Origin of the sequence: Thalassotalea euphylliae (assembly GCF_003390335.1) — a bacterium.
Lineage (GTDB): Bacteria > Pseudomonadota > Gammaproteobacteria > Enterobacterales > Alteromonadaceae > Thalassotalea_F > Thalassotalea_F euphylliae_B.
Genome location: NZ_QUOU01000001.1, coordinates 3,849,711 through 3,875,198, shown reverse-complemented (window position 1 = coordinate 3,875,198; position 25,488 = coordinate 3,849,711). Strand labels below are relative to the sequence as shown.

Sequence of the window (25,488 nt, the reverse complement as noted above, 5' to 3'; positions counted from 1 at the left end):
TTGCGATCATTTAAGCGCTGCCGAGATAAACTGATAACCCTCACTTAGCACTTGCGTCTGCGCTGTTTTTCAGAGCTGTTTCTCAGGTCAAAACGCCATCCAAAAACTTCACAATATCTACCGCAAAAGCAGTAAGTTCGCCAGTAAAAGCCAATAGACCATTTGCCTAATTTCGCGATGTTGTCGCGAGTAAATTGCAGGCGCGTAAACTACTGTCTATAATTTAACCAGCTTAATTGTGTGAAATTGAAAGTTTTTTTAATTTTATTTACAAAAAGGCTCCTCCATAGAGCAAAAAATCATAACTCAATGTTAAGAAAGCAAATCTTTTAATGGCAACAGGTATGGTGGAAATGCTCTGTAACAAAACTTTTTAAAATTACTAAAAATACTAACAAATAAAGGAATTATTTATGAAAAAAGTAGTTACACCCCTTGTCTTAATCCTCAACTTTATGTTCGCCAGTATGGCACAGGCCAATGTTATTTTATCGCTCGATACTGCACCGCAAGACGCAGCTTTGGGTGACACGGTCTCTGTTAATCTATCGATCGATGGTTTGGGAGATGGCGTACCTTTGTCGCTATCATCATTTGACATTAACATAGCCTTTGATACGAGTGCGCTATCGTTTGCTGGCTACAATTTGTTCGATGGTTTGGGCGATCTCAGTCTTTTTGAAGCTGAAGACTTTAGTCTGGGCGATCTGGGTGGCGGTATCGCTAATATTTCAGAACTTAGCTTTCTTACCAACGTTGATCTTTGGGCCTTTCAGCCAGCCAGTTTTACGTTAGCCGAACTCTTATTTACAGTCGATGCAGTGCCGTCTAGCAGTGATATATCCGTAAATGGTGCAGTTCTTTTCGATACTAATGGCGATCTTATCAATGTTGTTGGCGTGAACAATACGTCAATTACTGCGGTACCTGCTCCGGCTATCTCAATATTGATGGGGCTAGGTCTATTCGTCTTATTTACTAGAAAACATAGTATTCGTTAGCGATCACAAAATTATTTACACCAATTTTATTAATAAAAAAGAGTAAAACCCTGTAAAGGTTGCAGTCGTTGTTTAGAGAACTTTGGGATTTATACATGTCAAATTCTGTATAAGGAAATTCATATGCAACACGTTGTAAAACTTGCAGTAATGCTGTGTTTCACGTTAAGCACATCAATGGCTCTTGCCGAAAAATCCAAAGGAGCCCAGAAGCTAATAGCGGACACGAATGGAAGAGCGAAAATCAGTGTCGACCAAGCCTCTGGTTTAGCCCGTTTTATTCGCCTCACGCCGAACTCACAACTTGGCCCACTTAAACCTCAGTCGAGAACTCAAGGAAGTACTAAAAGCAGCGTCTTAGATAGCTCGGGGCGTCAGTCAATGACATTTCTAAGGGAGTATGGCAGCGCTTTTGGCATAGCTAATGCCGATACTGAGCTCACACTTGTCGCAACCAATCAAGATAAGCTGGGTTCATCACACAATATCTACAAGCAAAATTATAAAGGCATCCCAGTATTTGCTGGTGAGCTGAGAACACACTTCAATGCAAATGGAGAAATGATCGCAGTAAACGGTAATTTTCTTGCGGACATCAAAGTGGTTATCAAGCCTGTTATCACAGCTGAGCAGGCGGCAAACATTGCGTTTCGCCGGGTTGCGCAAGACCCTACGAAAGACGTTATGGCCGATAACAAAAATAAAGAAGAGAAAATAGGCACACCCGCAGCACTCTTTTCAAATTCAGTAACCTTGATGGTATTTCGAGCTGGTTTGATTAAGGGGACTCCTGGTCGAGATCACTTAACTTATGAAGTCGAAGTTGTGAATAGTATTGGTAATGTGCGTGAATTTGTTTACGTTGATGCGATAAATGGTGAGATTGTTGACCAAATAACTGGCATACACGATGCGCTCGACCGCAGAGCTTTTGATGCGGAAGGTGCTCCACACCCAGGTCCAAACTATGATACTAACCCTTTTTGGGTTGAGGGAAATGCACTGCCGACAAGCAGCGTCGAAGCCGATAACATGATTTATGCATCGGGTGAAACATATGCATTTTTTGACAGCGCTTTTGGGCGCGACTCATTTGATGATGCAGGCGCGACAATGGACGCTATTTTCAATCGTGGTGATTCCTGTCCGAACGCCTCGTGGAATGGCGTTTACATTTCGTTTTGCCCAGGAGTAACCAGTGACGATGTTACTGCCCATGAGTGGGCTCATGCGTATACACAATACACCAATAATTTAATATATCAGTGGCAGTCAGGCGCGCTGAACGAGGCCTATTCTGATATTTGGGGGGAAGTGGTCGACCTTATCAATGGCCGCGATGAGCTCGAAGCTCCCGATGTGACTCGCACAGATGGTAGTTGCTCAATACATGGTGCTGGCAGTCCTAGTGTTGATAACAGTGTTCGCTGGTTAATGGGAGAAGACACATCAGGTTTTGGTGGTGCTATTCGCGATATGTGGAATCCAACCTGTTATGGCGATCCTGGCAAGGTTACGGATGCAGAATACTTTTGTGGCACAGGGGATCAAGGTGGCGTTCATGTTAATTCTGGCATTCCCAATCACGCTTTTGCGCTGATGGTTGATGGTGGTAGCTACAATGGCTTTTCAGACAATGGCATCGGGTTAATCAAATCGGCACACATCCATTGGGCAGCACAAAATATGCTAACCCCTTCCAGTAACTTTATTGATCATGCTGACGCCTTAGAAGCTTCGTGTGGTGCTTTGACCGGAGTAGATCTGGTTGGTTTACAAGATGGTCTGCCGACCGGCGAAGTTATAACGCAAAGTGACTGCGGACAAGTCGCTGCCATTATTGATGCTGTAGAGTTGCGCACGCCACCTACTCAGTGTGGTTTTGAACCTCTACTCGCAGCAGATGCTCCTGCGCTTTGTGAAGGCTTGGGTGAAGTGCAAACATTCTTTAGTGAAGACTTTGAGTCTAACGCTATCCCTGCGGGTTGGACAGCCAGCTCTCATGATGTTGCTAACCCAGCAACTTTTGACAGCCCGGGATGGTCAGTCATCGATAACTTGCCATTTGGTGCCAATAGTAATTTCGCTGCGTTTGCTCCTGATCTGATTACGGGTAACTGCGCAGATGATACCGAAGCCGGAGTTGTTAATTTAGATAGTCCAGTGTTCGAACTTCCAGAAGGAGAAGTACCGCATGTCGCATTCGAACATTGGGTCGCTACTGAAACTGGCTGGGATGGTGGCAACCTTAAAGTCAGTGTAAATGGTGGGCCGTTTACTTTAGTGCCTGCGTCAGCTTATACATTTAACACCTACAATGGTGTAATCAGTACGGGTGATAACCCTCTATCGGGCGAGCAAGCCTTTACTGGTACTGATGGCGGTAGTGTCAACGGTAGCTGGGGGCAATCGCAAGTTAACTTATATGGTCTAGCCTTCCCTGGTGATAATGTTCAGTTGCGTTTTGATTTTGGTACCGATGGCTGTAACGGGGTTACGGGCTGGTATGTCGACAACGTACAGGCTTATTCATGCTCTGCTGAGGAGCTGCCTATTTGTGGTGATGGTGAACTCAATCCTGCGGAAATGTGTGATGATGGCAACCAGGTATCTGGCGACGGTTGTTCTGCGAGTTGTCAGGTAGAAAGTGGCTTCTCTTGCTCGCTACCGACAGGGCCAATCAATAGCACTAATATCGTTGGCGATTGGAGTTTTGAAGCTGGCGTACCTAACCCTAGCTGGCAACCTAGTTCAACGTTTTCTGGTATCCAAGGCTTCCCTATTTGCGGTCCTGGAAATAGTTGCCCTACCGTCCCAACGAACTCGGGAAGTTGGGTTGTCTGGATCGGTGGTTTATCCGAAGGGGTTTCGAGTAGTGTGACTCAAGAAGTGACTATTCCTGTCGCTGCGACTGAGTTAACCGTCAACACCTTGCGTGGTTTGTGTGATGCTGCTGACGATTTCATTGAGATAACCATTGATGGTAACGCGATTGGTACTGTTGTTTGTGATGATACTGAGACTACCTATATTGAACAAACTTTCCCAATTGCACCATATAATGACGGAGAGGTTCACACCCTTGCCATCAGTGGAACCGTCGGTGGCACTAACGGTACACACTCTAATTTCTTCGTTGATGATGTAACTATTGAAGACAATACGCCAAAACCTGCTACGCCTAGTGTATGTAAGCCTATCGTTACAGACCTTGCTTGTAATGCTGAGCCAGTTGGCTTCGACGAAGGTATCGCACCGAGTTGGACTGTTGTCGACAACGAGGGAACAGGCATTATGTGGTCCAATATTACGGGCTCAGGAGTTGGAGGTAACTTTACTGGTGGCTCAGGTGATGCAGCAACAGCCAACAGTGATGCTACGCCAGGTGAATTCAACACTGAACTTCATTCTAACTCGTTTAGCTTGGCCGATTGGAATGGTGCTGCATTGCAGTTCCTTGTCGATTACCAAAACCTGTCATTTTTAGATTTTCTTAATTTAGATATAAGTACTGACGGCGGAAATAGCTGGACGAATATGCTCAGTTGGAACGAGGACCACCCAGCGGGAGGTCTATTCAATGACAATGGTGAATCAGTATCTGTTGATTTGACACATTATGCTGGCGAAGAAGATGTTAAATTGCGCTGGCACTACTTTGACCCCAATACTGGAGACTGGGACTGGTATGCGCAAATTGATGATGTATCATTAACTTGTGACAATGAGCCTAAGGTGCTCAAGTGCGATGTGAATCAAGACAACTTTGTTGATAGAAGTGATATCAGGTTGATTAGTGCAGCACGTAACCAAGTTGCTGAACCAGGCGATCTTCGTGACTATGATGAAGATGGTATTATTAGCCTAGCGGATGCACGTCAATGTGTTCAGGTTTGCACCTTGCCGAGGTGTGCACCACAACCATAATCACACAGCTATACTTGATAATCACAGCATAAGCTCGGCAAAAGCCGAGCTTATTTTTAGGAAGCGCCTTGTTTAGAGCAGGGGACGGTATAGTGTTCGATATAAGGTTTGGCATAGGAGATCTTGATAATGTTCAGGTTTATTTATATTGCAGCCATCACACTAACTGGTTGTTTTGCGACTAACTCAATGGTAAATGAAGCAGGTGTTAGTGCTAACCCCTCAGTAAAAGCACTGCACGCTGAGAAGCAAACCACCCAAGAAGTATCTTCCGTTGTTTCCTTTCAAGCAACTCAAACCATTAGTTATAAAAACTTGCAGTTAAGAGCAATTAATATAGAAGACTCTCGGTGTCCAATAGGCACGACTTGTATTTGGGCTGGCCAAATGGTGGTAACACTGGAAGTCGTAAACGAGCTTATGGAGAAAAGAGAACTAACCTTAGTACACAAGAGAAAGCCAACTATCGTAAAGGCATTCGGCTTTAATTTATCGCTACTGGGATTAGAACCGCATCCTAAAGAAGGAAAGATAATTCAATTAAACGATCAGATCATTAGCTTGCAAATCACACAAGCCAAATAGCAATCAGATTGCTAAACATTAGCTCACTAGAGTGCTCTGTATCTGCCTTTAACTCGTTTATAGTTTTAACAAGGGCGCAATGTTAGGAAAGGGCTAGCGTTCAGCTAGAGCAGCAAAATCTAGATCCAAAAGATTGATTGAGTCTCACTGTCAATATCCTCAGTAGTGCAAATTCTCTCCAGTTTTTTCTAAAAAGCGCCATTTTTTGGGATGACGATCCACAAAATTCCACAGAATCATCAACTTCGCTCTATCGCCTGATTTTTCTGGCTTATAGCAAGATCAAATAACCTATTCTTTGCTTGACATAGGTTTACTCAAGTCTCTAAACTGTATAAATGTGGGAAAAAGTGGGGAATCGTGGATCATCAGGGAAGTAAGCTGGCAACTGCTAGCCAAAACGATCCACCTCAACGAACAGGCTCGAAAAGCACAGAACAATGTTTAGAGGCACCAGCGCTATTACGCTCGACAGCAAAAAACGCATCACGATACCAACGAGGTATCGCGAAGAGCTTATTGCCGATTGCCAGGGCAAGATGGTGTGTACCGTTGATGTGCAACAAGCCTGTTTACTGCTTTATCCCTTGCCCGAATGGGAAGAAATTGAATTAAAACTCTGCGCTTTGTCCTCCATGGATCGCAGCGAGCGACTATTTCAACAAGTATTACTTGGCAATGCCGCCGATTGTGAAATGGACAAAAGTGGTCGCCTATTAATCAATGGGCCGTTATGCCAACACGCTGCATTAGAAAAGAATGTGATGTTGGTCGGCCAATTAAAGAAATTTGAGATTTGGAGTGAATCCGCTTGGCAACAGCGCATGCAACAAGGCATCAGCCAGATCCAAGCCGGCGAAATCGAATTAACCGAACGATTACTTGATTTAACACTATAACGAAAATGCCTGAGCAAAGTTCACACATATCTGTATTGCTTGATGAAGCAATCGAAGCCCTCGCCATTGATCCTAATGGCCGATACATCGACTGTACTTTTGGTCGAGGCGGTCACTCGGGCCAAATCCTTTCCCAGTTAGCCGAAAACGGCGAACTTATTGCTATTGATCGCGATCCAACTGCGATTGAGGCGGCAAAGCAATACCGCGACGACGATCGCTTTTCTATCGAACATTTTGGCTTTGCCGAGCTGCAAAACATTGCCGAGCGCCGCGAAGTACTGGGTCAAGTGGATGGTATTTTATTTGACTTAGGGGTTTCCTCTCCTCAATTAGACGAGGCGGAGCGCGGTTTCAGCTTTATGAATGACGGCCCGCTAGACATGCGTATGGATACCACCCGCGGGGAAACCGCAGCCGAGTGGTTAGCACGTGTTGATGTTGAAGATTTAAGCTGGGTGCTAAAAACATTTGGCGAGGAAAAACACGCGTGGCGTATCGCTAATGCCATCGTCGATAGCCGAGAAGAAAACCCACTGACGCGCACAGGGCAGTTGGCAAAGCTTATTCAAACGGTTGCGCCGCAGCGCGAGATCAAGAAGCACCCCGCGACACGAAGTTTCCAAGCGATCCGCATGTACATAAATTCTGAGCTTGATCAAATTGAACAAGCATTGGCAGCATCGCTGAACGTGTTAAAACCCGGCGGCCGTTTGGTGGTGATCAGTTTCCACTCGCTAGAAGACCGATTAGTGAAGCAATTTATGCGCAAACACTCGCAAGGTAAGCAAGTGCCTAGAGGTTTGCCCGTGAGTGAAGCGGAATTGCAGAAAGGAAAGAAACTGAGCTTGGTGGGTCGTAAAACCAAGCCAAGTAAAGCGGAAGTTGAGCGTAATGTTCGAGCGCGAAGCTCAGTATTGCGGGTGGCAGAGCGCCTAGCAGAAAGCTAAGCAGCTACCGATTAGGGACAAGTAGGTACTCATGGCGACTAAGAAATCCGCACTCGTTGTTGATATTTTTCATGATATTCAACAGCACTTAGTGACCTATGCCCTGTTGGTCGCGGTGATCTTGTCAGCTTTTGCGGTGATTTATTTCACTCACGTTAATCGACAAACCACCAGTGAGCTGGAAGTGTTGTTAACCGAGCGTGATGAATTAGACATTGAATGGCGCAATTTATTAATAGAACAGAATAGTTTGGCAGAGCATAGCGTGATTGAACGCAAAGCCTCACATATGTTGGATATGCAACGACCAAACGCAAATTCGGAAGTAGTGTTAACCATACCATGACAGCCAAGGTAAAACGAAATAAAGCTAATCAAAAACCGAGCACAGTGGCTTGGCGCTTTTACGTTGTCTTGGCGGTAGTCGCGGCGATTTACTTAGCCTTGATGGCGCGCGCGGCCTACATTCAAGTGTTCGAACCTGACATGTTGAAAAAGCAGGGTGATATGCGCTCGCTAAGAACTGCAGCCAGTGAAGTGCAGCGCGGTTCAGTGCTGGATCGCAATGGCCGTGAGTTGGCGGTTAGCGTGCCAGTGGAAACGGTGTGGGCTGATCCCAAAGTGGTCATGGATAACAACGCATTAGCCATGAATGAGCACTGGCAAGCGTTAGCGGATGTGCTGGATCAAGACGTTAACAAACTGACTAGCCGCATTGTGCGCAACCCGAACAAACGTTTTGTCTATGTTGAGCGTCAAGTCTCGCCAGTGATGGCGAACTACATCAAAGAGTTGCGTATTCCGGGTATTCACCTGCGCAAAGAATCCAAACGCTTTTACCCATCAGGCGAAATTAGTGCCCACGTGGTCGGCTTTACCAATGTTGATGACAAAGGTATCGAAGGTATAGAGCGGGTTTACGACACTATGCTCACCGGTATTGGTGGCGAGAAGAAATTCCGCAAAGATGCCAAAGGGCGAAAAATCGAAATCCTCTCCGTCGAAGAGGCGCAGCCCCCGAAAGATGTGGTACTCAGTATCGACCAACGCATTCAAACTCTGGCATACCGCGAACTTAAAGGCGCGGTTTCTGCGTTTAAGGCAACCTCGGGCTCTGTGATTGTCGCGGATGTTCACACCGGTGAAATCCTGGCGATGGTTAATTCGCCGTCGTTTAACCCGAACAACCGCGCCAACACACCCGTGCACAAAATGCGCAATCGCGCAATTACCGATATGTTCGAACCGGGTTCGACAATGAAGCCTTTGTCATTGCTAACTGCAATGGAGTTTGGTGTCGCTGAGGCAAGTACCATTGTTGATACACATCCCGGCTGGATGCGATTAGGCGGTCGCCGTGTTAGCGATCCAATCAACCGTGGTGAGCTCACCATGGAAGAAATCTTAATCCACTCATCAAATATGGGCACTGCCAAATTAGTGCTTTCCATGCCCAAAGAGTTCTTGTTAGATAAGTTCTTTGAAGTCGGTTTTGGTGAGCAAACAGGTACCGGGCTGATTGGTGAAACAAGCGGTATGATGCATGAGCGCAGCCGCTGGTCACAATTTGAATTAGCGACGTTATCATTTGGTTATGCCTTGGCAATTAGCCCATTACAACTAACTCGTTTGTACGCCACTATCGCCAACGGCGGCACGAAAATTCCACTAACCATTTTAAAACAAGACACCCCGGCTCGCGGTGAACGTATTTTTTCACCGCAGTTAACCGCAGATTTACGCGCTATGCTTGAGGGCGTTGTCGAAAACGGTGCCAAGAAAGCCAAGATTGACGGTTACCGCGTTGGCGGGAAAACCGGTACGAGTATTAAAGCCATCGCCGGTGGTTATGGTAATGACTACGTTGGCCTGTTTGCGGGTATGGCTCCTATTGATAACCCAGAAGTTGTGGTCGTGGTCGTGATTAACGAGCCGGGCGGTGATTTATATCACGGCGGTGATGTTGCGGCGCCCGTTTTCTCGCGCGTGATGAAAGGCACTATGCAAGTGCTTAATATCGCGCCAGATAAGCAAAGAGTCGTTAAAAGTGGCGAGCGCAAAGGAGGTGGTAATGCCTAACTTTGTCGCCAAGAATCCAGCTGCTCAAACGCCACTGATGCCAACCGCGACTGCTGAATTCTCTATTGCTGATGCCTTGGCACAGTTTGATATCCACATTGAGCCATTAGTAACGGCGCAGTTGGTCAACAACAGCCGCCAAATAAACCAAGGTGATGTGTTTTGTGCTGTGATTGGCACCGCCAGTGACGGCAGAAATTATATTGACCAAGCCATAGCCGCAGGTGCGAGTTTAGTCATTGCTGAGTGTCAGCAGCCGCAGCAACATGGCAACCAACTTGTTCGTGAAAAAACCACCGGAAAAGTCACCAAAAAAGTTACGATCGTTCAGTTTTATCAGCTTAACCAGCATTTGTTTGAGCTGGCGGCAAGCTATTATCAAAACCCGCAAGACAAACTGCGTTTAATTGGCGTCACAGGTACAAACGGTAAAACCAGTACTAGCCAAATGATTGCTAGCTTACTCAATCTTTGCCAGCAGAACATCACGCCTCAAAGCCAAGGTGAAAAATTGGTTGCGAAAGCTGCAGTCATAGGTACGACCGGCGCTGGCGTGTTACCTGAACTTACGCCAATCGCCAATACCACCCCAGGGGCGACTGAGTTAAATCAGATTTTTGCGAGCTTTGCCGAACAGTCTGTCAGTCATGTAGCGATGGAAGTATCATCTCATGCGCTAGATCAAGGGCGTATCGCTGCCGGGCAAATAAGCGTTGCGGTATTTACTAATTTAAGCCGTGATCATTTGGACTATCACCAAACGATGGCGCAATACGCACAAGCGAAATTTGGCATCTTCACCGATAGTGCCATTTCAGCACCTCAAGCCGCATCAACAGCGCAGCACAGTTCACAAGTTGCTGTTATTAACGGCGACGATGAATATGGTCGTGCTTGGCTGGCTAAGCTCAATCAATCAAGTATCGCGTTTGGTAAAGGTGAGTCAGTTAGCCAGCACAAACGTTTTGTTAAAGCGCAAGACATTCGCCTGTCACCGAGCGGCGTAAGCTTCACTGTTGTCACAGAGAGTGCAAATGCCAAAGTTGCAAGCAAGCTACTTGGCGAATTTAACGTCGATAACTTATTGGCGGCGATTGCTAGTTTGCTTGCGCTTGATATTCCACTAGAGCTCATCGTTCCTTATATTGCCGAACTGCAACCTAGCCAAGGACGTATGGAAGCATTCCATCAAACCGATAAGCCTGTGGCTGTGGTTGACTATGCGCATACTCCCGATGCGTTAGCCAATGCCCTGCAAGCCTGCCGTCATCACTGTGATGGGGAATTGTGGGTGGTGTTTGGCTGTGGTGGTGATCGCGATAAAGGCAAGCGCTCACAAATGGGGCAAGTGGCAGAGCGATTTGCAGATCATGTGGTGGTCACGAATGACAATCCTCGCAGTGAAGCCCCAGAGCTTATTGCGAACGATATTTTATCTGGTTGTCAGCACGCCGAGAAAGTCACTGTTATGTTAGAGCGCTCGCAAGCGGTGCGCTCAACTCTAGCGCATGCCAAACCGAACGATGTTGTCTTGTTAGCAGGTAAAGGGCATGAGAATACCATTGAAATCGCAGGTCAAATAATTGAATACAATGAACGTGCGCTGGTTGCAAGTATCTACCAGGCAGGAGAGCAGTAATGATCCCGTTAACCTTATCTGAAATCGCAACAGCCACTGGCGGTGAGTTAATTGGTGAAAACATCACCATTAACGCGATTAGCACCGATAGTCGCGCGCTGGCGTCAGAGCAGGTCTTTCTGGCGCTAAAAGGCCCGAATTTTGATGGGCATAAGTTCGTCGAGCAAGTGGCTGAGTTGGGCGGTGTTGCTGTGATTGTTGATCACCCTGTTGCAACATCCTTACCGCAAGTCGTTGTTGCTGATACCCGTATTGCATTAGGTAAAATTGGCGCTTATGTCAAAGCGCAAACTGCACCTAAAACCGTTGGTATTACAGGTAGTAGCGGTAAAACCACAGTGAAAGAAATGGTCGCGGCAATTTTATCGCGCTTGGGGAACGTGCTTGCCACTAACGGTAATTTTAACAATGACATTGGCGTGCCGTTGACCTTGTTGCGATTAACTCATGAGCACGACTTTGCCGTGATTGAAATGGGTGCCAACCATATTGGTGAAATCGCCTATACGACAAATTTAGTTAAGCCTGATGTTGCCATTATCAATAATATTGCCCCGGCACACCTTGAAGGGTTTGGTGATTTATGTGGTGTTGCCCGTGCCAAAGGGGAGATCTTTGAAGGCATTCCACAAGGCGGTGTTGCATTTTATAACCAAGACTCAAAATGGGCGCACAAATGGCAATGGCGATTAACGGACAAAAAAGTGCACCGTTTCTCTTGTGCTGATGACAAAAGCGCAAATGAAGTCGTCAAGGCCGAGCAAACCGCTGACAGCTACAGCAAAAATATCACCTTGGACGATGATGGCTGCGCTAACTTTAAGCTGCACACCCAAATCGGCAGTACATATATTCAGCTTGCGCTACCCGGTAAGCACAATGTGTGTAATGCGGTTGCCGCAGCGGCCATTGCTATTGAGTTTGGTGCCAGTTTAGATGACGTGAAACTTGGCTTGGCTGAAATGTCGCCGGTAAAAGGGCGCTTGAATTTACACCAAATCAATGACAACTGTAAGTTGATTGATGACACCTATAACGCCAATGTCGAGTCGATTAAGGCGGCCACTGAGTTATTGGCGAGCTACCCTGGTTATCGGGTATTGATTTTGGGCGATATGGGGGAGCTGGGCAGTGATGCCAGAAGCTATCATCAAGAAGTGGGGGAACACGCGAAAGCACAAGGTATTGATACCCTGTTAACACTGGGGGTTTTAAGCCAAAGTACCGCTGATGCGTTTGGTGACCATGGTCAGCATTTTAGCTCGAAAGAGCAATTATTGGCGTCTTTAAAACTGCAATTGGCAAATGAAGCGCGCGCTATTTCCATTTTAGTGAAAGGCTCGCGCAGTGCTCATATGGAGCATGTGGTAAATGAAATTTTAAGTTGGCGCGACACCAGCGCTGTTGAGGAGCACTCGTAATGTTGTATTGGTTAGGCGAGTACCTCACCCAATATTATTCTGGATTTAATGTATTTTCCTATCTGACGTTTAGGGCGATTGTGAGCACCCTAACGGCGTTGGGTATTTCCCTGTATTTTGGCCCTAAGTTAATTCGAGCCTTGCAGCGCATGCAAATTGGCCAAACCGTCCGCGATGATGGCCCACAGAGCCATTTGTCAAAGTCGGGCACACCGACCATGGGCGGTATTTTGATTCTGGCGTCTATTATCGCCAGCGTATTGTTATGGGGCGATCTATCTAATACCTACGTGCTAACCACTTTGTTTGTTGTGGCGTCATTTGGTGTGATTGGCTTTGTCGATGATTACCGCAAGGTCATTCGCAAAGACTCAAACGGTTTAATTGCCCGTTGGAAGTACTTCTGGCAAACGGTGATCGGCTTAGGCACTGCAATATTTCTCTATGCGCAGGCGCAATCACCAGAAGAAACCGCTTTATTAGTTCCTTTTATTAAAGATGTGATGCCGCAGTTGGGCTTGCTTTACATCGCAATGGCGTACTTTGTCATTGTTGGTACTAGCAACGCAGTGAACTTGACAGACGGTTTAGATGGTTTAGCGATTGTACCCACGATTATGGTGGCTGGTGCTTTTGCGGTGTTTGCCTATGTCACGGGTAACGTGAACTTTTCAGAATACTTAAATATTCCTTACATTCCGCAAACCAGTGAATTGGTGGTGGTGTGTACTGCCATTGTGGGGGCTGGTCTTGGTTTCTTGTGGTTTAACACTTACCCAGCACAAGTCTTTATGGGCGATGTTGGCTCATTGGCGTTAGGCGCCGTTTTAGGTGTTATTGCCGTGTTAGTGCGTCAAGAGCTCGTACTCGTGATCATGGGCGGTGTGTTTGTCATGGAAACGGTTTCTGTGATCTTACAGGTCGGTTCATACAAGCTGCGTGGCCAGCGTATTTTCCGTATGGCGCCTATCCATCACCATTATGAGTTGAAAGGGTGGCCGGAGCCGCGTGTGATTGTGCGTTTCTGGATTATTTCTATTGTCTTGGTTTTGGTTGGCTTAGCCACGTTAAAATTGAGATAGCAGACAGATTTTTAGTGATTAAATAAAACATTAACTTAAACATTAATTAATAAGAGCAAAGAGCAAAGTTACCAGATGTCATCAATATCGTTAACACAGTTACAAGATAAGCGCATTGTCGTGTTAGGCCTAGGTCTGACCGGTATGTCATTTGTTCGTTTTTTAACGAACAATGGGCTTAGCTGTGCAGTTAACGACAGCCGTGCGCAACATCCGGCCTTTGCTGAATTTGCCGACTCTTACCCAGAATGTCAGCTGTACACAGGACAATGGCATCGCGAAGTCATTGCCCAAGCGGATATTCTCCTCGCCAGCCCTGGCGTTGATATCACCTTGCCTGCGATCGCCGAGCATATCAGTGAAAATGCCCAAGTGTGGGGGGATGTCGAGCTATATGCGCGCTTAAAAGACACGCCTTGTGTTGCGGTTACTGGCTCAAATGGCAAATCAACTGTGGTCAATCTACTGCATCACATTGGTCAGAAGCTAGGTGTTGATACGCAACTTGGTGGTAACGTTGGCGTTCCCGTACTTGATACCATCAATGAATCCCCTGAGCTGCTAATTCTTGAGCTTTCCAGTTTTCAATTAGAAACCATTAGCAGCTTAACGCCGCTAGTGGCGAGTGTTTTAAATCTCAGTGATGATCATTTAGATCGCCATAACACCATGGCGCTTTACACTGCCCTTAAACAAGGTATTTATCGCGGTGCGCAATTTGCCGTGTTTAATGCGCAAGATAGCGCTACGATGCCATTACCCGATTTCCCGATAGCAGCGAAAAATAGCTGCTCGTTTAGCCAATCCACGCCAGCAAGTAGCGCGTTAGAAAATAGTGATGCACAGCAGCACTTTGGCGTGATCACTCATCAAGGCGAAACTTATTTAGCGAAAGGTGAGCAGTTGCTGATGGCTGTTGCAGAGCTACCTATTGCCGGTTTACACAATGCGGCTAACTGCCTAGCAGCGCTTGCCATTGGTGAGCAGTTGGGCTGGGAGTTGGCGAAAATGCTCGACGCAATCAAGTCATATCAGGGCTTAGCACACCGCTGTCAGCCTGTTGCAAGTGATGATGGTATTCGCTGGATTAATGATTCAAAAGCCACCAATGTGGGCGCAACGCTTGCTGCGCTTAAAGGGCTAGCACCAAGCTTGGGCGCCGATCAAAAACTTTATTTAATCGCTGGTGGTGAAGGCAAGGGTGCAGATTTTTCGCCGTTAGCGCCTGTGATTGCTGAGCACGTTGCGCATGTTTTTGCGCTCGGTAAAGATCAACAGCAGATCTTGGCCTTATCAGAAAATAGCACTGCGGTAGACTCAATCGAGCAAGCAGTCGCTAACTGCAAACAACGAGCAACTGCGGGCGATGTGGTGATGTTATCGCCGGCGTGCGCCAGCATTGATATGTTTACCAACTTTGTCGAACGCGGTAACGCTTTCGCTGCCGCCGTTACTGACGTAGCCCGCAAATCTAGTGAGGAGTTGAGCTAATGGCGATTAACTTCTCGCTAAGAGTACTAAGCATGCCTGGCATGTCGGCTATGCCCAACTGGATGAAGGTGGAAACCAATGCCAATGTCACCTTTGATCGCGCTTACATTATCTTGATGGTGACGATGTACTCGATTGGCTTGATTATGGCGGCAAGCTCATCAATGCCCGTGGCTGAGCGTCTGTTTAACGATCCATTCCATTTTGTTTTCCGCCATGGCATTTATATCTGTTTAAGTGTCCTTATTGCTGGTTTTGCCTTGCAGATTCCAATGAGCTGGTGGCACCAAAACAGTGGTAAATTGCTGTTGCTGGCAATTGCTTTGTTGCTGGTCGTACTGGCAGTGGGACGTACCGTTAACGGTTCAACCCGCTGGATTGTGCTTGGGCCAATCACGATTCAAGCAGCAGAGCCAGCTAAGTTATTCTTTTTCTGTTATTTATCGGCTTATTTAGTACGTCGCCGTGATGAAGTGATGGAAAACATTAAAGGTTTTGCTAAGCCCTTGATTGTCTTCGGTGTTTTGGCCATGTTACTGCTGCTTCAACCAGATTTAGGCACGGTCATCGTGATGTTTGTCACCACCTTTGGTCTGCTCTTTCTCGCGGGCGCTAAATTATGGCAGTTTATCGCGGTTGCGACAGTTGGGGTCGGTGCGCTATCATTGCTCGCCATTTTTGAGCCCTATCGCTGGCGACGCGTGACCAGCTTCCTTGACCCTTGGGCTGATCCCTTTGGTAGTGGCTACCAATTAACGCAATCGTTAATGGCCTATGGTCGCGGCGAAATGTTTGGTCAAGGGTTAGGGAATAGCATACAAAAATTAGAATACCTGCCAGAAGCGCACACGGATTTCGTGATGGCTGTGCTGGCAGAAGAGTTTGGTTTTATTGGTATTAGTGCCATTTTAGTGTTGAGTAGTATTTTAGTGATTAAGGCATTACTGCTAGGTCGCAAAGCGATCAATAAAGAAAAGTATTTTGAAGGCTTTTTCGCCTATGGTATTGGCATCTGGTTCTGCTTCCAAGCCGCGGTCAACGTTGGCGCCAGTGCTGGTATTGTTCCTACCAAAGGGTTAACTATGCCACTGATCAGTTACGGTGGTAGCTCAACCATTATCATGACCATTGCGGTCGTGGTATTACTGCGCATCGATCATGAATTAAGGCTGCAAACCCTGCAGGCGACCAGTTCGAACCGTAAGTCTGCAAGTAAACCTAAGGCCACTAGCAAGGCCGCACCAGAACAAGGAGCGCTTGATGTCTAGCACTTCATTGTCAATGTCTGAAACCACCAACAAAGCGCCTAAATTACTGGTCATGGCGGGTGGTACTGGTGGTCATATTTTCCCGGGAATTGCGGTGGCTAAAGCACTTGAAGCTGAGGGCTGGGATATTCACTGGCTCGGTACGGCAAAGCGTATGGAAGCAGATATTGTCCCGCAACACGGCTACCCGATTTCCTTCATCAATATTGCGGGTCTGCGTAACAAGGGCTGGCAAGAGCTGATCAAGTTGCCTTTTAAGCTGTTGCAATCTTTGTGGCAGTCAATTCGGGTGATTCGCGGCATCAACCCAGATGTAGTCTTGGGCATGGGCGGTTACGCGAGTGCGCCGGGTGGTGTTGCTGCATGGTTACTCGGTAAACCGCTGGTATTGCACGAGCAAAATGCGGTGGCAGGCATGAGTAATCGTTATCTCTCCAAGCTTGCCAAACGGGTGCTTTGTGCCTTCCCAAATGCATTTGCCAAGCAAGTGAATGCGGAAGTGGTGGGCAACCCGCTGCGCAAGGAGATGGTCGAGCTGGAACAAGTGGTTTCAGTGCAGCCGACAACCAGTAAGAAAGTTCTTGTGGTCGGCGGAAGCCTGGGCGCGAAAGTGTTTAACGACACAGTGCCAGCGGCGATGAAGCAGATTCAACAGCAACACATTCAAGTGTGGCACCAAACCGGTAAGGGCAATGCCGAGCAAGTTACTGAGGCTTATCAACAAAATGAGCTTACTGGCGAGCGCGCTAAAGTGACCGAGTTTATCGACAATATGGCAGAAGCCTACAACTGGGCTGATATTGTCGTGTGCCGCGCAGGCGCGTTAACCGTGTCAGAGCTTGCCATGGCTGGCAAGCCCGCGATTTTTGTGCCGCTACCTCATGCGGTTGATGATCATCAAACTAAAAATGCCATGTACTTAGTCGGCCGCGGCGCAGCAAAGCTGATAGCGCAACGAGATTTTAATGGCACAACGCTGGCGCAAATGCTTAATAGCATGTTCAGCTCAGATACAGTGGTGCGCAATATGTCAAAAGCGGCGCTCGATGCCGCCCACGCTGATGCCACGGTGAAAGTTGCTAACGCTTGTAAGGGGTTAGTAACACATGGATAAGAATAAAGAAATAAGTAGCACTGTGAGTGAAAAGAATAAAGCGAAAGCCAATACACTGATCAAGGTGCCTGAAATGCGCCGCGTCAAGCAAATCCACTTTGTCGGGATTGGCGGCGCAGGCATGGGCGGTATTGCTGAAGTGCTATTAAACCAAGGTTATCAAATCAGCGGTTCAGATATCGCTGAAAATGCGGTGGTGAAGCGCTTAGTCGCTTTGGGTGCACAAGTGCATATTGGTCATCAAGCTGAGAATATTAGCGGTGCAAGCGTGATTGTCGTTTCTACCGCCATTGATAAAACCAATCCTGAGATTACCGCCGCGTTTGAGCAACGTATTCCTGTGGTGCGCCGCGCCGAGATGCTAGCTGAGCTAATGCGTTTTCGTCACGGCATCGCCATTGCGGGTACTCATGGTAAAACCACAACGACGAGCTTGATTGCCAGTATTCTCGCCGAAGGTGAACTTGACCCAACGTTTGTCATTGGTGGCTTGCTCAACAGCGCTGGTACTAATGCGAGATTAGGCTCAAGTCGTTATTTAGTGGCAGAAGCGGATGAGTCAGATGCTTCCTTCTTGCACCTACAGCCTATGGTCGCCGTTGTCACCAACATTGACGCTGATCATATGGAAACCTATGACGGCGATTTTGAAAAGCTCAAAGACACCTACTTAGAATTTTTGCATAACTTGCCATTTTACGGCGTTGCCGTGCTGTGTATCGATAACCCTGTGGTACGCGAATTACTGCCACGAGTGGCGCGTCAAGTGATCACCTATGGCTTTAGCGAAGATGCTGATATTCGTGCGAAAGGCTTTACCCAAGCAGCAGGCCAAAGCCGGTTTACTGTGGTGATGAACGACGAAGCAAGTTTCGAGGTTAGCCTTAACCTGCCAGGTGAGCACAATGTGTTAAATGCGTTAGCAGCGATTGCAGTTGCTCATGACGAAGGGGTAGCGCAGGCGGCAATTACTAAGTCGTTAAGCGAATTCGCGGGCATCGGCCGCCGCTTTGAACAGCTTGCGGATTTAAGCACTGATGCAGGTGAAATGGTGTTGGTAGATGACTATGGTCATCACCCGAAAGAAGTGGAAGCGACGATCAAAGCGATGCGCAATGGCTGGCCTGATAAGCGCTTAGTCATGGTATTTCAACCGCATCGCTACTCACGTACCCGTGATTTATTTGAAGATTTCGTCGAAGTGTTATCGGAAGTCGACAGCTTATTCCTGCTTGATGTGTACAGCGCAGGTGAGACCAGTATTCCCAGCGCGGACAGTAAATCGCTTGCACGTGCCATTCGACAACGCGGTCAATTAGAGCCAGTTTATGTCTCTGATGTTGAAAAACTGCCATCTTTATTGGCTGTGCAGTTACAGGAAAATGACATGGTGATCACCCAAGGCGCTGGCAATATAGGCGCGGTTTCACGCTCATTGGCAACGAGCCCATTGTTAAATATCAACAGCAGTGCTTCAGCTAATAAGGAGCACAGCTAATGAATACAGTTAAGAACATTGCTGTACTGTACGGCGGCACTTCTGCAGAGCGAGAAGTATCGCTCAACTCAGGTAAAGCGATTGCCAATGGTTTGCTACAAAACGGTTACCACGTTGAATTAATTGACACTAAGTCAGTGCCTTTGTCTGCGTTAGCGGAAAAGCACATTGACTGTGTGTTTATCGCTTTGCATGGTCGCGGCGGTGAAGATGGCTGTTTGCAAGGCGCATTAGAGTTTATGGGGCTTAATTATACCGGTTCAGGTGTTTTAGGCTCGGCGCTTTGTATGGACAAAGTGCGCACTAAGCAGGTGCTATTAGCGCAAGGACTACCAACGGCGCCATTTAAAGTGATCCAACAAGCGCACTTTGACATGGCTGACTGTGAAGCCGTATTAGCAGAACTGGGCGGAGTTGCCATGGTTAAGCCAGCCAAAGAAGGCTCGAGTATTGGCATGGCAAAAGTCACGAATGCGCAGGCCTTGGAAAACGCCTTAATTGAAGCCTTTGGCTTTGATGAACGCGTGTTAGTGGAAGCATGGATCAACGGCCCTGAGTATACCGTGTCGATTTTAGGCGATACCGCATTGCCAGCCATTCATATGGAAACGCCTCGTGAATTTTATGATTACGAAGCGAAATACCAAAGCAATTCGACCTTGTATCACTGCCCAAGTGGCTTGGCAGCGCAAGACGAAGAAGCCTTGCAATTGTTGGCAAAACAAGCGTTTGATGCGGTAGATGCCCATGGCTGGGGGCGTGTCGATGTGATGCGCAATGAGAATGGTGACTGGCAGGTGCTTGAAGTAAATACCGTACCTGGCATGACAGAGACCTCGCTGGTACCCAAAGCGGCGCAAGCGGCGGGGATCAGTTTTAGCGAGCTAGTCTCGCGTATCGCTGAAAGTGCCGGTTTAAATAAATAACAGCTAACGGACTCGTCGCAGATAAGGCAGCAGTGAGGCTAAAAAGTTAATGGTAAACGCATTGGCAAAAACGTTGACGAAAAAAAAGGAAAGCAAACCAAACGAAGTGGCGTCAAGCACTCACTGGACGTTTTGGTTGGGCTTTGTATTTTTTCTGATGGTTGTCATTGGCTTGTTATCAACCGCTTGGTTGGTCGGCAAGAAGTTTAACTCGACGGAAGCCTCGCCAGTAACTCGCGTTGCGATATCTGGCGAGATGCCATACACGCGCGAGAGTGATGTGTTAAATGCATTGGAGCCACTGAACATTGGCAATTTTTTTAAGGTCAATGTCAACCAAGTGCAGGCGCGTGTTGCGCAGTTGCCTTGGGTTTATTCCGTGTCAGTGCGCAAGCAATGGCCAAACGAGTTAAAAATTTATGTGGTTGATCAAGCGCCTATTGCCCGCTGGAATGGTGACTTTTTTATCAACCAATACGGTAAGGCGTTTCAAGCGTCACATGAGCGCGTAAATCACCCGCTGCCCGAATTTTTCGGACCAGAGGGGAGTGAGCAGCTAGCGTTGGAAAACTTTCACAGTTTGAACAAGTTGCTGGCGTACCGCAGTTTAGCGATTAACGAATTAGTGCTGTCAGAGCGCTTTTCGTGGCAGCTAACGCTTAGTGATGGTGTGCAGATTAATTTAGGGCGTGAAGAACGCGTGCAGCGTGTGCAGCGCTTTATGGATATTTATCCACAGATAAAACAGTATCAAAAACAAGACGAAGTGATTGATTATATTGACCTTCGCTACGATACCGGTGTTGCGGTTGGCTGGAAACCAGCCCCAGAAGAGCAAAGAGTATAAATTGATGGCGAAAGTAGCAGAGAGAAAATTAGTTGTTGGCCTAGATATCGGTACGTCGAAGATCTCGGTTGCTGTTGGCGAAGTCACGCCAGAAAATAAACTAAGCATAGTAGGTGTTGGAAATCAGCCATCACGGGGCATGGACAAAGGCGGTGTGAACGATTTGAATTTGGTTATTCAATCGATTCAACGCGCCATCAACGAAGCTGAATTAATGGCGGACTGCCGTATTAGCTCAATTTATTTGGGTATTTCCGGTAAGCACATTAGTTGTCAAAACGAAAACGGCATGGTGCCAGTGAGTGACAATGAAGTTGTGCAGGAAGACGTGGATAACGTGATTCACACCGCGCGCTCGGTGCCGATTTCAGCCGAGCGTCGCATGCTACATGTGCTGCCACAAGAATTCAGCATTGACTGCCAAGACGGTATCAAAAGCCCTATTGGTATGTCAGGTGTGCGCATGGAAGCGAAAGTGCACATAGTCACGTGTGCTAACGATATGGCGAAGAATTTAGTTAAATGTGTTGAACGCTGCGAATTAAAAGCGGATCAACTGATTTTCTCTGCACTCGCTTCTAGCTATGCGGTTGTGACTGAGGATGAAAAAGAGCTAGGCATCTGCGTGGTTGATATCGGTGCAGGTACGATGGATTTAGCGGTGTTTACGGGCGGCGCGTTGCGTCATACGGCCGTGATTCCTGTTGCGGGTAATCAGGTCACCAGTGATATCTCGAAAATCTTTAGAACACCACTGAGCCATGCCGAAGAAATTAAAGTGCAATACGCTTGTGCGCTGCGCCAGATGGTGAGTATGGAAGAGAGCATTGAAGTGCCAAGTGTTGGCGGCCGACCTGCACGTAGCATGTCGCGTCATACGCTATCCGAAGTGGTCGAGCCGAGATATCATGAATTATTTGAATTAATTCAAGAAGAACTGCGCGAAGCGGGCTTGGCAGATCAAATTGCTGCTGGCTTTGTACTCACAGGTGGTACGTCGAAAATGGAAGGTGTGGTGGAATTTGCCGAAGAAGTCTTCCAAATGCCTGTGCGTATTGCGCAGCCATTGCCAGTTGATGGCTTGTATGAATATGTGAGCGACCCGAGCTACTCAACCGTGGTTGGCTTGTTGCACTACGGCATGCAAGAAGCTGGCAACGAGGAAAAAACGAAGAAGAATGTCGAAGGTGTGACTGATCTATGGTCACGCGTTCACGCCTGGTTTAAAGGCGAGTTTTAATTGCCGCATATCGCAATAATGCGAGTCGCGGTTGATGTTTAAATTTTTGGTGGAACAAAAACGTTAAAAACGGAGAGAGAAAAATGTTTGAACTGATGGAAGATCACAACGAAGAAGCGGTAATCAAGGTTATTGGTGTGGGCGGTGGCGGCGGTAACGCTGTTGAGCACATGGTAAGTCAAACCATTGAAGGCGTTGAATTTATTACTGCTAATACGGACTCACAGGCGCTGCGTAACTCGTCTGCAAATGTGACTTTGCAGCTAGGTGGCGATGTCACTAAAGGCTTAGGCGCTGGTGCTAACCCAGAAATTGGTCGTCGCGCAGCAGAAGAAGACCGTGAAACGATCAAGCAAACGCTTGAAGGTGCAGACATGGTGTTTATCGCTGCTGGTATGGGCGGTGGCACAGGTACTGGCGCGGCGCCAGTAGTTGCAGAAGTGGCGAAAGAAATGGGCGTGTTAACGGTTGCCGTAGTGACTAAACCTTTCCCATTTGAAGGGAAAAAGCGTATGAACTACGCTGATCAAGGTATTGAGTTCTTGGCAAATCACGTTGACTCGTTAATTACCATTCCTAACGAAAAACTATTAAAAGTACTTGGCCCAGGCACGTCATTGCTTGACGCATTTAAAGCGGCGAACAACGTATTACTTGGCGCGGTACAAGGTATTGCTGAGCTAATTACCCGCCCAGGTCTCATTAACGTGGACTTTGCTGACGTTCGCACCGTAATGTCTGAAATGGGAACGGCGATGATGGGGTCTGGTATTGCATCAGGCGAAGATCGCGCGCAAGAAGCTGCAGAAGCCGCCATTGCTAGCCCATTGCTAGAAGACGTCGACTTAGCGGGTGCACGCGGTATCTTGGTCAATATTACTGCGGGTATGGATATTAGCATCGACGAATTTGAAACAGTCGGGAACCAAGTAAAAGCTTTCGCGTCAGAAAATGCAACGGTAGTGGTGGGGGCGGTAATCGACCCTGAAATGACCGATGAATTACGCGTGACTGTTGTTGCCACAGGTATTGGTGCTGAGCGCAAGCCAGACATCACACTTGTTAACCCAGCGCCTGCGGTTGAACCGCAAGTGGTTGGTGGTGATTACGTTGCCGCAACGCCACAAGCTGAGCCAATGACAGCAGCTGTGCCAGAATCTGCGCCAGTAACAACATCGGCAAAAGAGTTGGATAGCTACTTAGATATTCCAGCATTTTTGCGCAAGCAGGCTGATTAATCTGTGGCGACACTAAGTCGCTTTTAACAGCCAAATGTTACAAATCGTACAGGCTTTGGCCGTATTTTTGATTTGATAGGCAAATTTTGATACATTACGCAACCGCTTAATAAGGTGGTCGGATGTTATCCGAATTTTATTGACTAAAGAATAGGCAATCTATGATTAAACAACGTACATTAAAAGATAGCGTTTCAGCAGTCGGTGTTGGTTTACACAAGGGTGAGAAGGTAAAGGTCACTCTCCGTCCTGCGCCTGCTAATACCGGTATTGTGTTCCGTCGTGTTGACTTAGAACCCGTGGTTGACATTAAAGCAACGCCAGAAGCTGTTGGTGAAACGACTTTGTGTACCTGTTTAGTGAATGAAGAAGGTGTGCAGATTTCCACCGTCGAGCATCTTCTATCAGCTATCGCTGGTTTAGGTATTGATAACCTAGTCATCGATGTTGACTCGCCTGAGATTCCCATCATGGATGGTAGTGCATTACCTTTTGTTTACTTGATCCAATCAGTAGGTATTGAAGAGCTAAATGCTGCTAAGCGCTTTTTACGCATTAAGAAGCCCATTCGTGTCGAAGAAGATGATAAGTGGGCAGAGCTTGTGCCTTACAATGGCTTTAAAGTGGATTTTGCGATCGACTTTGAGCACCCAGTTATCTCGAAAACAGGTCAAAGTATGACGATGGATTTAACCTCGTCGTCGTTTATCAAAGAAATTAGCCGCGCCCGTACGTTTGGTTTCATGAAAGACATTGAATTTTTACGCTCTCATAACCTAGCGCTTGGCGGTAGCTTAGAAAACGCCATCGTCCTTGATGAGTACCGTATGCTAAACAGCGATGAGCTGCGCTACGACGATGAATTCGTTAAGCATAAAATTCTTGATGCCATCGGTGATTTATACATGGGTGGTGTTAGCATTCTTGGCGAACTACGCGCCTTTAAATCAGGCCATGCAGTGAATAATTTGCTACTTCGCGAAGTATTCAAGCAAACAGATGCTTGGGAATGGGTCACATATGAAAATGAAGCCAATGCACCAGCGATGTTCCAAGAATTAGGTGTAGTGAGCTAATTCCAACACTAATTACAAGAGGTCGACACAATGTCGGCCTTTTTTTTAGGTATAGTAGTTTAAATGTCGTGTTTTGAGCTGAGATACATCCATGCACGGCTATACAAATGCGGCTAGCCATTGAGTTTTTTGTGGATTTATGCCAAAGTTCCGCAGATATCACAAAGTTGTATCAGCCGTTTATACCGAACCGTTTATATGCGTTTGTCAGTCATCGTTGAGTAGAGAAATAAGGTAAGCGAAGCGTTCACTTTCTACAGTAAACCCAGTGAATAGATAAAGTGACCCGCTTGGCACCAGATGTTATGAGTTTAATCCTTTTATATCGCGGTAATAATGTTAGATTTTCAATGAAGTTAACCAAACTTCATTGGCTTTCCGCTATTTCAATTTTCGCTTTACTCTCTGGCTTAGTTGTACATTTAATCATTTCTGCCAACGCCATTCCCGCGCACTCAACACAAGCCATTGACCCGACGACTCAAATTGCTCAATTACCCTCATCAGATAAACAGCAAGTGATTGCACTGACGCTAAAGTTAGCTGAACTGCAATCGCAAGTATTGCGCCTTAATGCACTGGGTGATCGCTTGGCGGAAGAGAACAACATTTCCGAAAAAGAATTTAATTTTGACCAGCAGCCACCCGCTGGCGGGCCAGTTCAGTCACCTGAGCAAGTCAAAAGCAAAACACTAGCTGAGTTGTTACTGGAAATAGAAACGTTGGAGCAACAAGTGCATCAGGAACAAAATCAATTGATGCTACTTGAATCAGTGACTTTGGGTCACCATATACAAAGCAACAGTTATTTGTCTGGTCGCCCTATTGTTAAAGGTTGGCTTTCATCCTATTACGGTGTCAGAAAAGATCCGTTTAACGGTCGCCCAGCAATGCACAAAGGCGTTGATTTTGCCGGTAAGGAAAATGCGCCGATCATCGCGACAGCTTCTGGTATTGTGAGCTGGTCAGGTGAGCGATATGGCTATGGTAATTTGATCGAAATAGATCACGGTGATGGTTATAAGACCCGCTATGGGCACAATAAAACACTACTCGTGACCATGGGTGACGTAGTCGAAAAAGGGCAGATTATCGCTCGTATGGGAAGTACAGGACGTTCAACCGGACCGCACGTTCACTACGAGATTTTGCGGAATAATGCGCAAATCAACCCAATAAAGTACGTATATCGCAAAGCAAAATAACC

20 protein-coding genes are annotated in these 25,488 nt (G+C 46.9%); all 20 read left to right on the top strand.

The window, feature by feature from the left end; translation table 11 throughout:
• The first annotated feature begins 413 nt into the window (after nucleotides 1-413).
• The 20 genes from DXX93_RS16945 (at nucleotide 414) to DXX93_RS21135 (ending at nucleotide 25,486) form a co-directional block, all read left to right on the top strand.
• Entirely contained in the window at nucleotides 414-1,001 is a 588-nt protein-coding gene (locus DXX93_RS16945) for a cohesin domain-containing protein (RefSeq protein ID WP_116009141.1), read from the top strand.
• 123 nt (nucleotides 1,002-1,124) lie between these two features.
• Nucleotides 1,125-4,928: a M4 family metallopeptidase gene (locus tag DXX93_RS16940; protein WP_116009140.1), complete on the top strand. Its 3,804-nt coding sequence runs from the start codon at nucleotides 1,125-1,127 to the stop codon at nucleotides 4,926-4,928.
• A 129-nt stretch (nucleotides 4,929-5,057) separates the two neighbouring features.
• The gene (locus DXX93_RS16935) at nucleotides 5,058-5,513 is read left to right on the top strand and encodes a hypothetical protein (protein WP_116009139.1); all 456 of its coding nucleotides are present in this window, start codon (nucleotides 5,058-5,060) and stop codon (nucleotides 5,511-5,513) included.
• Nucleotides 5,514-5,953: 440 nt separating this feature from the next.
• Nucleotides 5,954-6,412, top strand: coding sequence for a division/cell wall cluster transcriptional repressor MraZ (mraZ, locus tag DXX93_RS16930; protein ID WP_116001310.1), 459 nt, complete (start codon nucleotides 5,954-5,956; stop codon nucleotides 6,410-6,412).
• 5 nt (nucleotides 6,413-6,417) lie between these two features.
• Complete coding sequence (gene rsmH, locus DXX93_RS16925) at nucleotides 6,418-7,362, top strand: 16S rRNA (cytosine(1402)-N(4))-methyltransferase RsmH (protein ID WP_116009138.1); 945 nt, start codon at nucleotides 6,418-6,420, stop codon at nucleotides 7,360-7,362.
• 31 nt (nucleotides 7,363-7,393) lie between these two features.
• The gene (gene ftsL / locus DXX93_RS16920; protein WP_116009137.1) at nucleotides 7,394-7,708 is read left to right on the top strand and encodes a cell division protein FtsL; all 315 of its coding nucleotides are present in this window, start codon (nucleotides 7,394-7,396) and stop codon (nucleotides 7,706-7,708) included.
• Nucleotides 7,705-9,441: a penicillin-binding transpeptidase domain-containing protein gene (locus DXX93_RS16915; protein WP_116009136.1), complete on the top strand. Its 1,737-nt coding sequence runs from the start codon at nucleotides 7,705-7,707 to the stop codon at nucleotides 9,439-9,441. Before ftsL ends, DXX93_RS16915 begins: the two co-directional genes overlap by 4 nt.
• Entirely contained in the window at nucleotides 9,434-11,080 is a 1,647-nt protein-coding gene (locus DXX93_RS16910) for a UDP-N-acetylmuramoyl-L-alanyl-D-glutamate--2,6-diaminopimelate ligase (protein ID WP_116009135.1), read from the top strand. The genes DXX93_RS16915 and DXX93_RS16910 overlap by 8 nt, the downstream gene beginning before the upstream one ends.
• The gene (murF, locus tag DXX93_RS16905; protein WP_116009134.1) at nucleotides 11,080-12,501 is read left to right on the top strand and encodes a UDP-N-acetylmuramoyl-tripeptide--D-alanyl-D-alanine ligase; all 1,422 of its coding nucleotides are present in this window, start codon (nucleotides 11,080-11,082) and stop codon (nucleotides 12,499-12,501) included. Before DXX93_RS16910 ends, murF begins: the two co-directional genes overlap by 1 nt.
• Nucleotides 12,501-13,583 carry a phospho-N-acetylmuramoyl-pentapeptide-transferase gene (gene mraY, locus DXX93_RS16900; protein ID WP_116009133.1) on the top strand — a complete coding sequence of 361 codons (1,083 nt, stop codon included), beginning with the start codon at nucleotides 12,501-12,503 and terminating at the stop codon, nucleotides 13,581-13,583. The genes murF and mraY overlap by 1 nt, the downstream gene beginning before the upstream one ends.
• A 75-nt stretch (nucleotides 13,584-13,658) precedes the next feature.
• Nucleotides 13,659-15,074, top strand: a complete 1,416-nt coding sequence (murD, locus tag DXX93_RS16895; protein WP_116009132.1) for a UDP-N-acetylmuramoyl-L-alanine--D-glutamate ligase — start codon at nucleotides 13,659-13,661, stop codon at nucleotides 15,072-15,074.
• A 32-nt stretch (nucleotides 15,075-15,106) separates the two neighbouring features.
• Nucleotides 15,107-16,342: a cell division protein FtsW gene (gene ftsW / locus DXX93_RS16890; RefSeq protein ID WP_374188952.1), complete on the top strand. Its 1,236-nt coding sequence runs from the start codon at nucleotides 15,107-15,109 to the stop codon at nucleotides 16,340-16,342.
• The gene (gene murG / locus DXX93_RS16885) at nucleotides 16,335-17,456 is read left to right on the top strand and encodes an undecaprenyldiphospho-muramoylpentapeptide beta-N-acetylglucosaminyltransferase (RefSeq protein WP_258872698.1); all 1,122 of its coding nucleotides are present in this window, start codon (nucleotides 16,335-16,337) and stop codon (nucleotides 17,454-17,456) included. Before ftsW ends, murG begins: the two co-directional genes overlap by 8 nt.
• A gap of 73 nt (nucleotides 17,457-17,529) precedes the next feature.
• Nucleotides 17,530-18,954, top strand: a complete 1,425-nt coding sequence (gene murC, locus DXX93_RS16880; protein WP_258872772.1) for a UDP-N-acetylmuramate--L-alanine ligase — start codon at nucleotides 17,530-17,532, stop codon at nucleotides 18,952-18,954.
• Entirely contained in the window at nucleotides 18,954-19,880 is a 927-nt protein-coding gene (locus DXX93_RS16875) for a D-alanine--D-alanine ligase (RefSeq protein ID WP_116009129.1), read from the top strand. Before murC ends, DXX93_RS16875 begins: the two co-directional genes overlap by 1 nt.
• A gap of 73 nt (nucleotides 19,881-19,953) precedes the next feature.
• Nucleotides 19,954-20,727, top strand: coding sequence for a cell division protein FtsQ/DivIB (locus DXX93_RS16870; RefSeq protein WP_258872697.1), 774 nt, complete (start codon nucleotides 19,954-19,956; stop codon nucleotides 20,725-20,727).
• Nucleotides 20,728-20,731: 4 nt separating this feature from the next.
• Nucleotides 20,732-21,967: a cell division protein FtsA gene (gene ftsA / locus DXX93_RS16865; protein ID WP_116009127.1), complete on the top strand. Its 1,236-nt coding sequence runs from the start codon at nucleotides 20,732-20,734 to the stop codon at nucleotides 21,965-21,967.
• A gap of 83 nt (nucleotides 21,968-22,050) precedes the next feature.
• Nucleotides 22,051-23,205, top strand: a complete 1,155-nt coding sequence (ftsZ, locus tag DXX93_RS16860) for a cell division protein FtsZ (RefSeq protein WP_116009126.1) — start codon at nucleotides 22,051-22,053, stop codon at nucleotides 23,203-23,205.
• Nucleotides 23,206-23,366: 161 nt separating this feature from the next.
• Nucleotides 23,367-24,281 (top strand): UDP-3-O-acyl-N-acetylglucosamine deacetylase, encoded by a 915-nt coding sequence (gene lpxC, locus DXX93_RS16855; RefSeq protein WP_116009125.1) that lies wholly within the window; start codon nucleotides 23,367-23,369, stop codon nucleotides 24,279-24,281.
• Nucleotides 24,282-24,631: 350 nt separating this feature from the next.
• Nucleotides 24,632-25,486 (top strand): M23 family metallopeptidase, encoded by an 855-nt coding sequence (locus DXX93_RS21135; protein ID WP_309545404.1) that lies wholly within the window; start codon nucleotides 24,632-24,634, stop codon nucleotides 25,484-25,486.
• Nucleotides 25,487-25,488: the final 2 nt, after the last annotated feature.

Bases quoted from the DNA above. Each gene is read 5' to 3' on its own strand.
- DXX93_RS16945 (WP_116009141.1), top strand. From the start codon at position 414: ATGAAAAAAGTAGTTACACCCCTTGTCTTAATCCTCAACTTTATGTTC.
- DXX93_RS16940 (WP_116009140.1), top strand. From the start codon at position 1,125: ATGCAACACGTTGTAAAACTTGCAGTAATGCTGTGTTTCACGTTAAGC.
- DXX93_RS16935 (WP_116009139.1), top strand. From the start codon at position 5,058: ATGTTCAGGTTTATTTATATTGCAGCCATCACACTAACTGGTTGTTTT.
- mraZ (WP_116001310.1), top strand. From the start codon at position 5,954: ATGTTTAGAGGCACCAGCGCTATTACGCTCGACAGCAAAAAACGCATC.
- rsmH (WP_116009138.1), top strand. From the start codon at position 6,418: ATGCCTGAGCAAAGTTCACACATATCTGTATTGCTTGATGAAGCAATC.
- ftsL (WP_116009137.1), top strand. From the start codon at position 7,394: ATGGCGACTAAGAAATCCGCACTCGTTGTTGATATTTTTCATGATATT.
- DXX93_RS16915 (WP_116009136.1), top strand. From the start codon at position 7,705: ATGACAGCCAAGGTAAAACGAAATAAAGCTAATCAAAAACCGAGCACA.
- DXX93_RS16910 (WP_116009135.1), top strand. From the start codon at position 9,434: ATGCCTAACTTTGTCGCCAAGAATCCAGCTGCTCAAACGCCACTGATG.
- murF (WP_116009134.1), top strand. From the start codon at position 11,080: ATGATCCCGTTAACCTTATCTGAAATCGCAACAGCCACTGGCGGTGAG.
- mraY (WP_116009133.1), top strand. From the start codon at position 12,501: ATGTTGTATTGGTTAGGCGAGTACCTCACCCAATATTATTCTGGATTT.
- murD (WP_116009132.1), top strand. From the start codon at position 13,659: ATGTCATCAATATCGTTAACACAGTTACAAGATAAGCGCATTGTCGTG.
- ftsW (WP_374188952.1), top strand. From the start codon at position 15,107: ATGCCTGGCATGTCGGCTATGCCCAACTGGATGAAGGTGGAAACCAAT.
- murG (WP_258872698.1), top strand. From the start codon at position 16,335: ATGTCTAGCACTTCATTGTCAATGTCTGAAACCACCAACAAAGCGCCT.
- murC (WP_258872772.1), top strand. From the start codon at position 17,530: ATGCGCCGCGTCAAGCAAATCCACTTTGTCGGGATTGGCGGCGCAGGC.
- DXX93_RS16875 (WP_116009129.1), top strand. From the start codon at position 18,954: ATGAATACAGTTAAGAACATTGCTGTACTGTACGGCGGCACTTCTGCA.
- ftsA (WP_116009127.1), top strand. From the start codon at position 20,732: ATGGCGAAAGTAGCAGAGAGAAAATTAGTTGTTGGCCTAGATATCGGT.
- ftsZ (WP_116009126.1), top strand. From the start codon at position 22,051: ATGTTTGAACTGATGGAAGATCACAACGAAGAAGCGGTAATCAAGGTT.
- lpxC (WP_116009125.1), top strand. From the start codon at position 23,367: ATGATTAAACAACGTACATTAAAAGATAGCGTTTCAGCAGTCGGTGTT.
- DXX93_RS21135 (WP_309545404.1), top strand. From the start codon at position 24,632: ATGAAGTTAACCAAACTTCATTGGCTTTCCGCTATTTCAATTTTCGCT.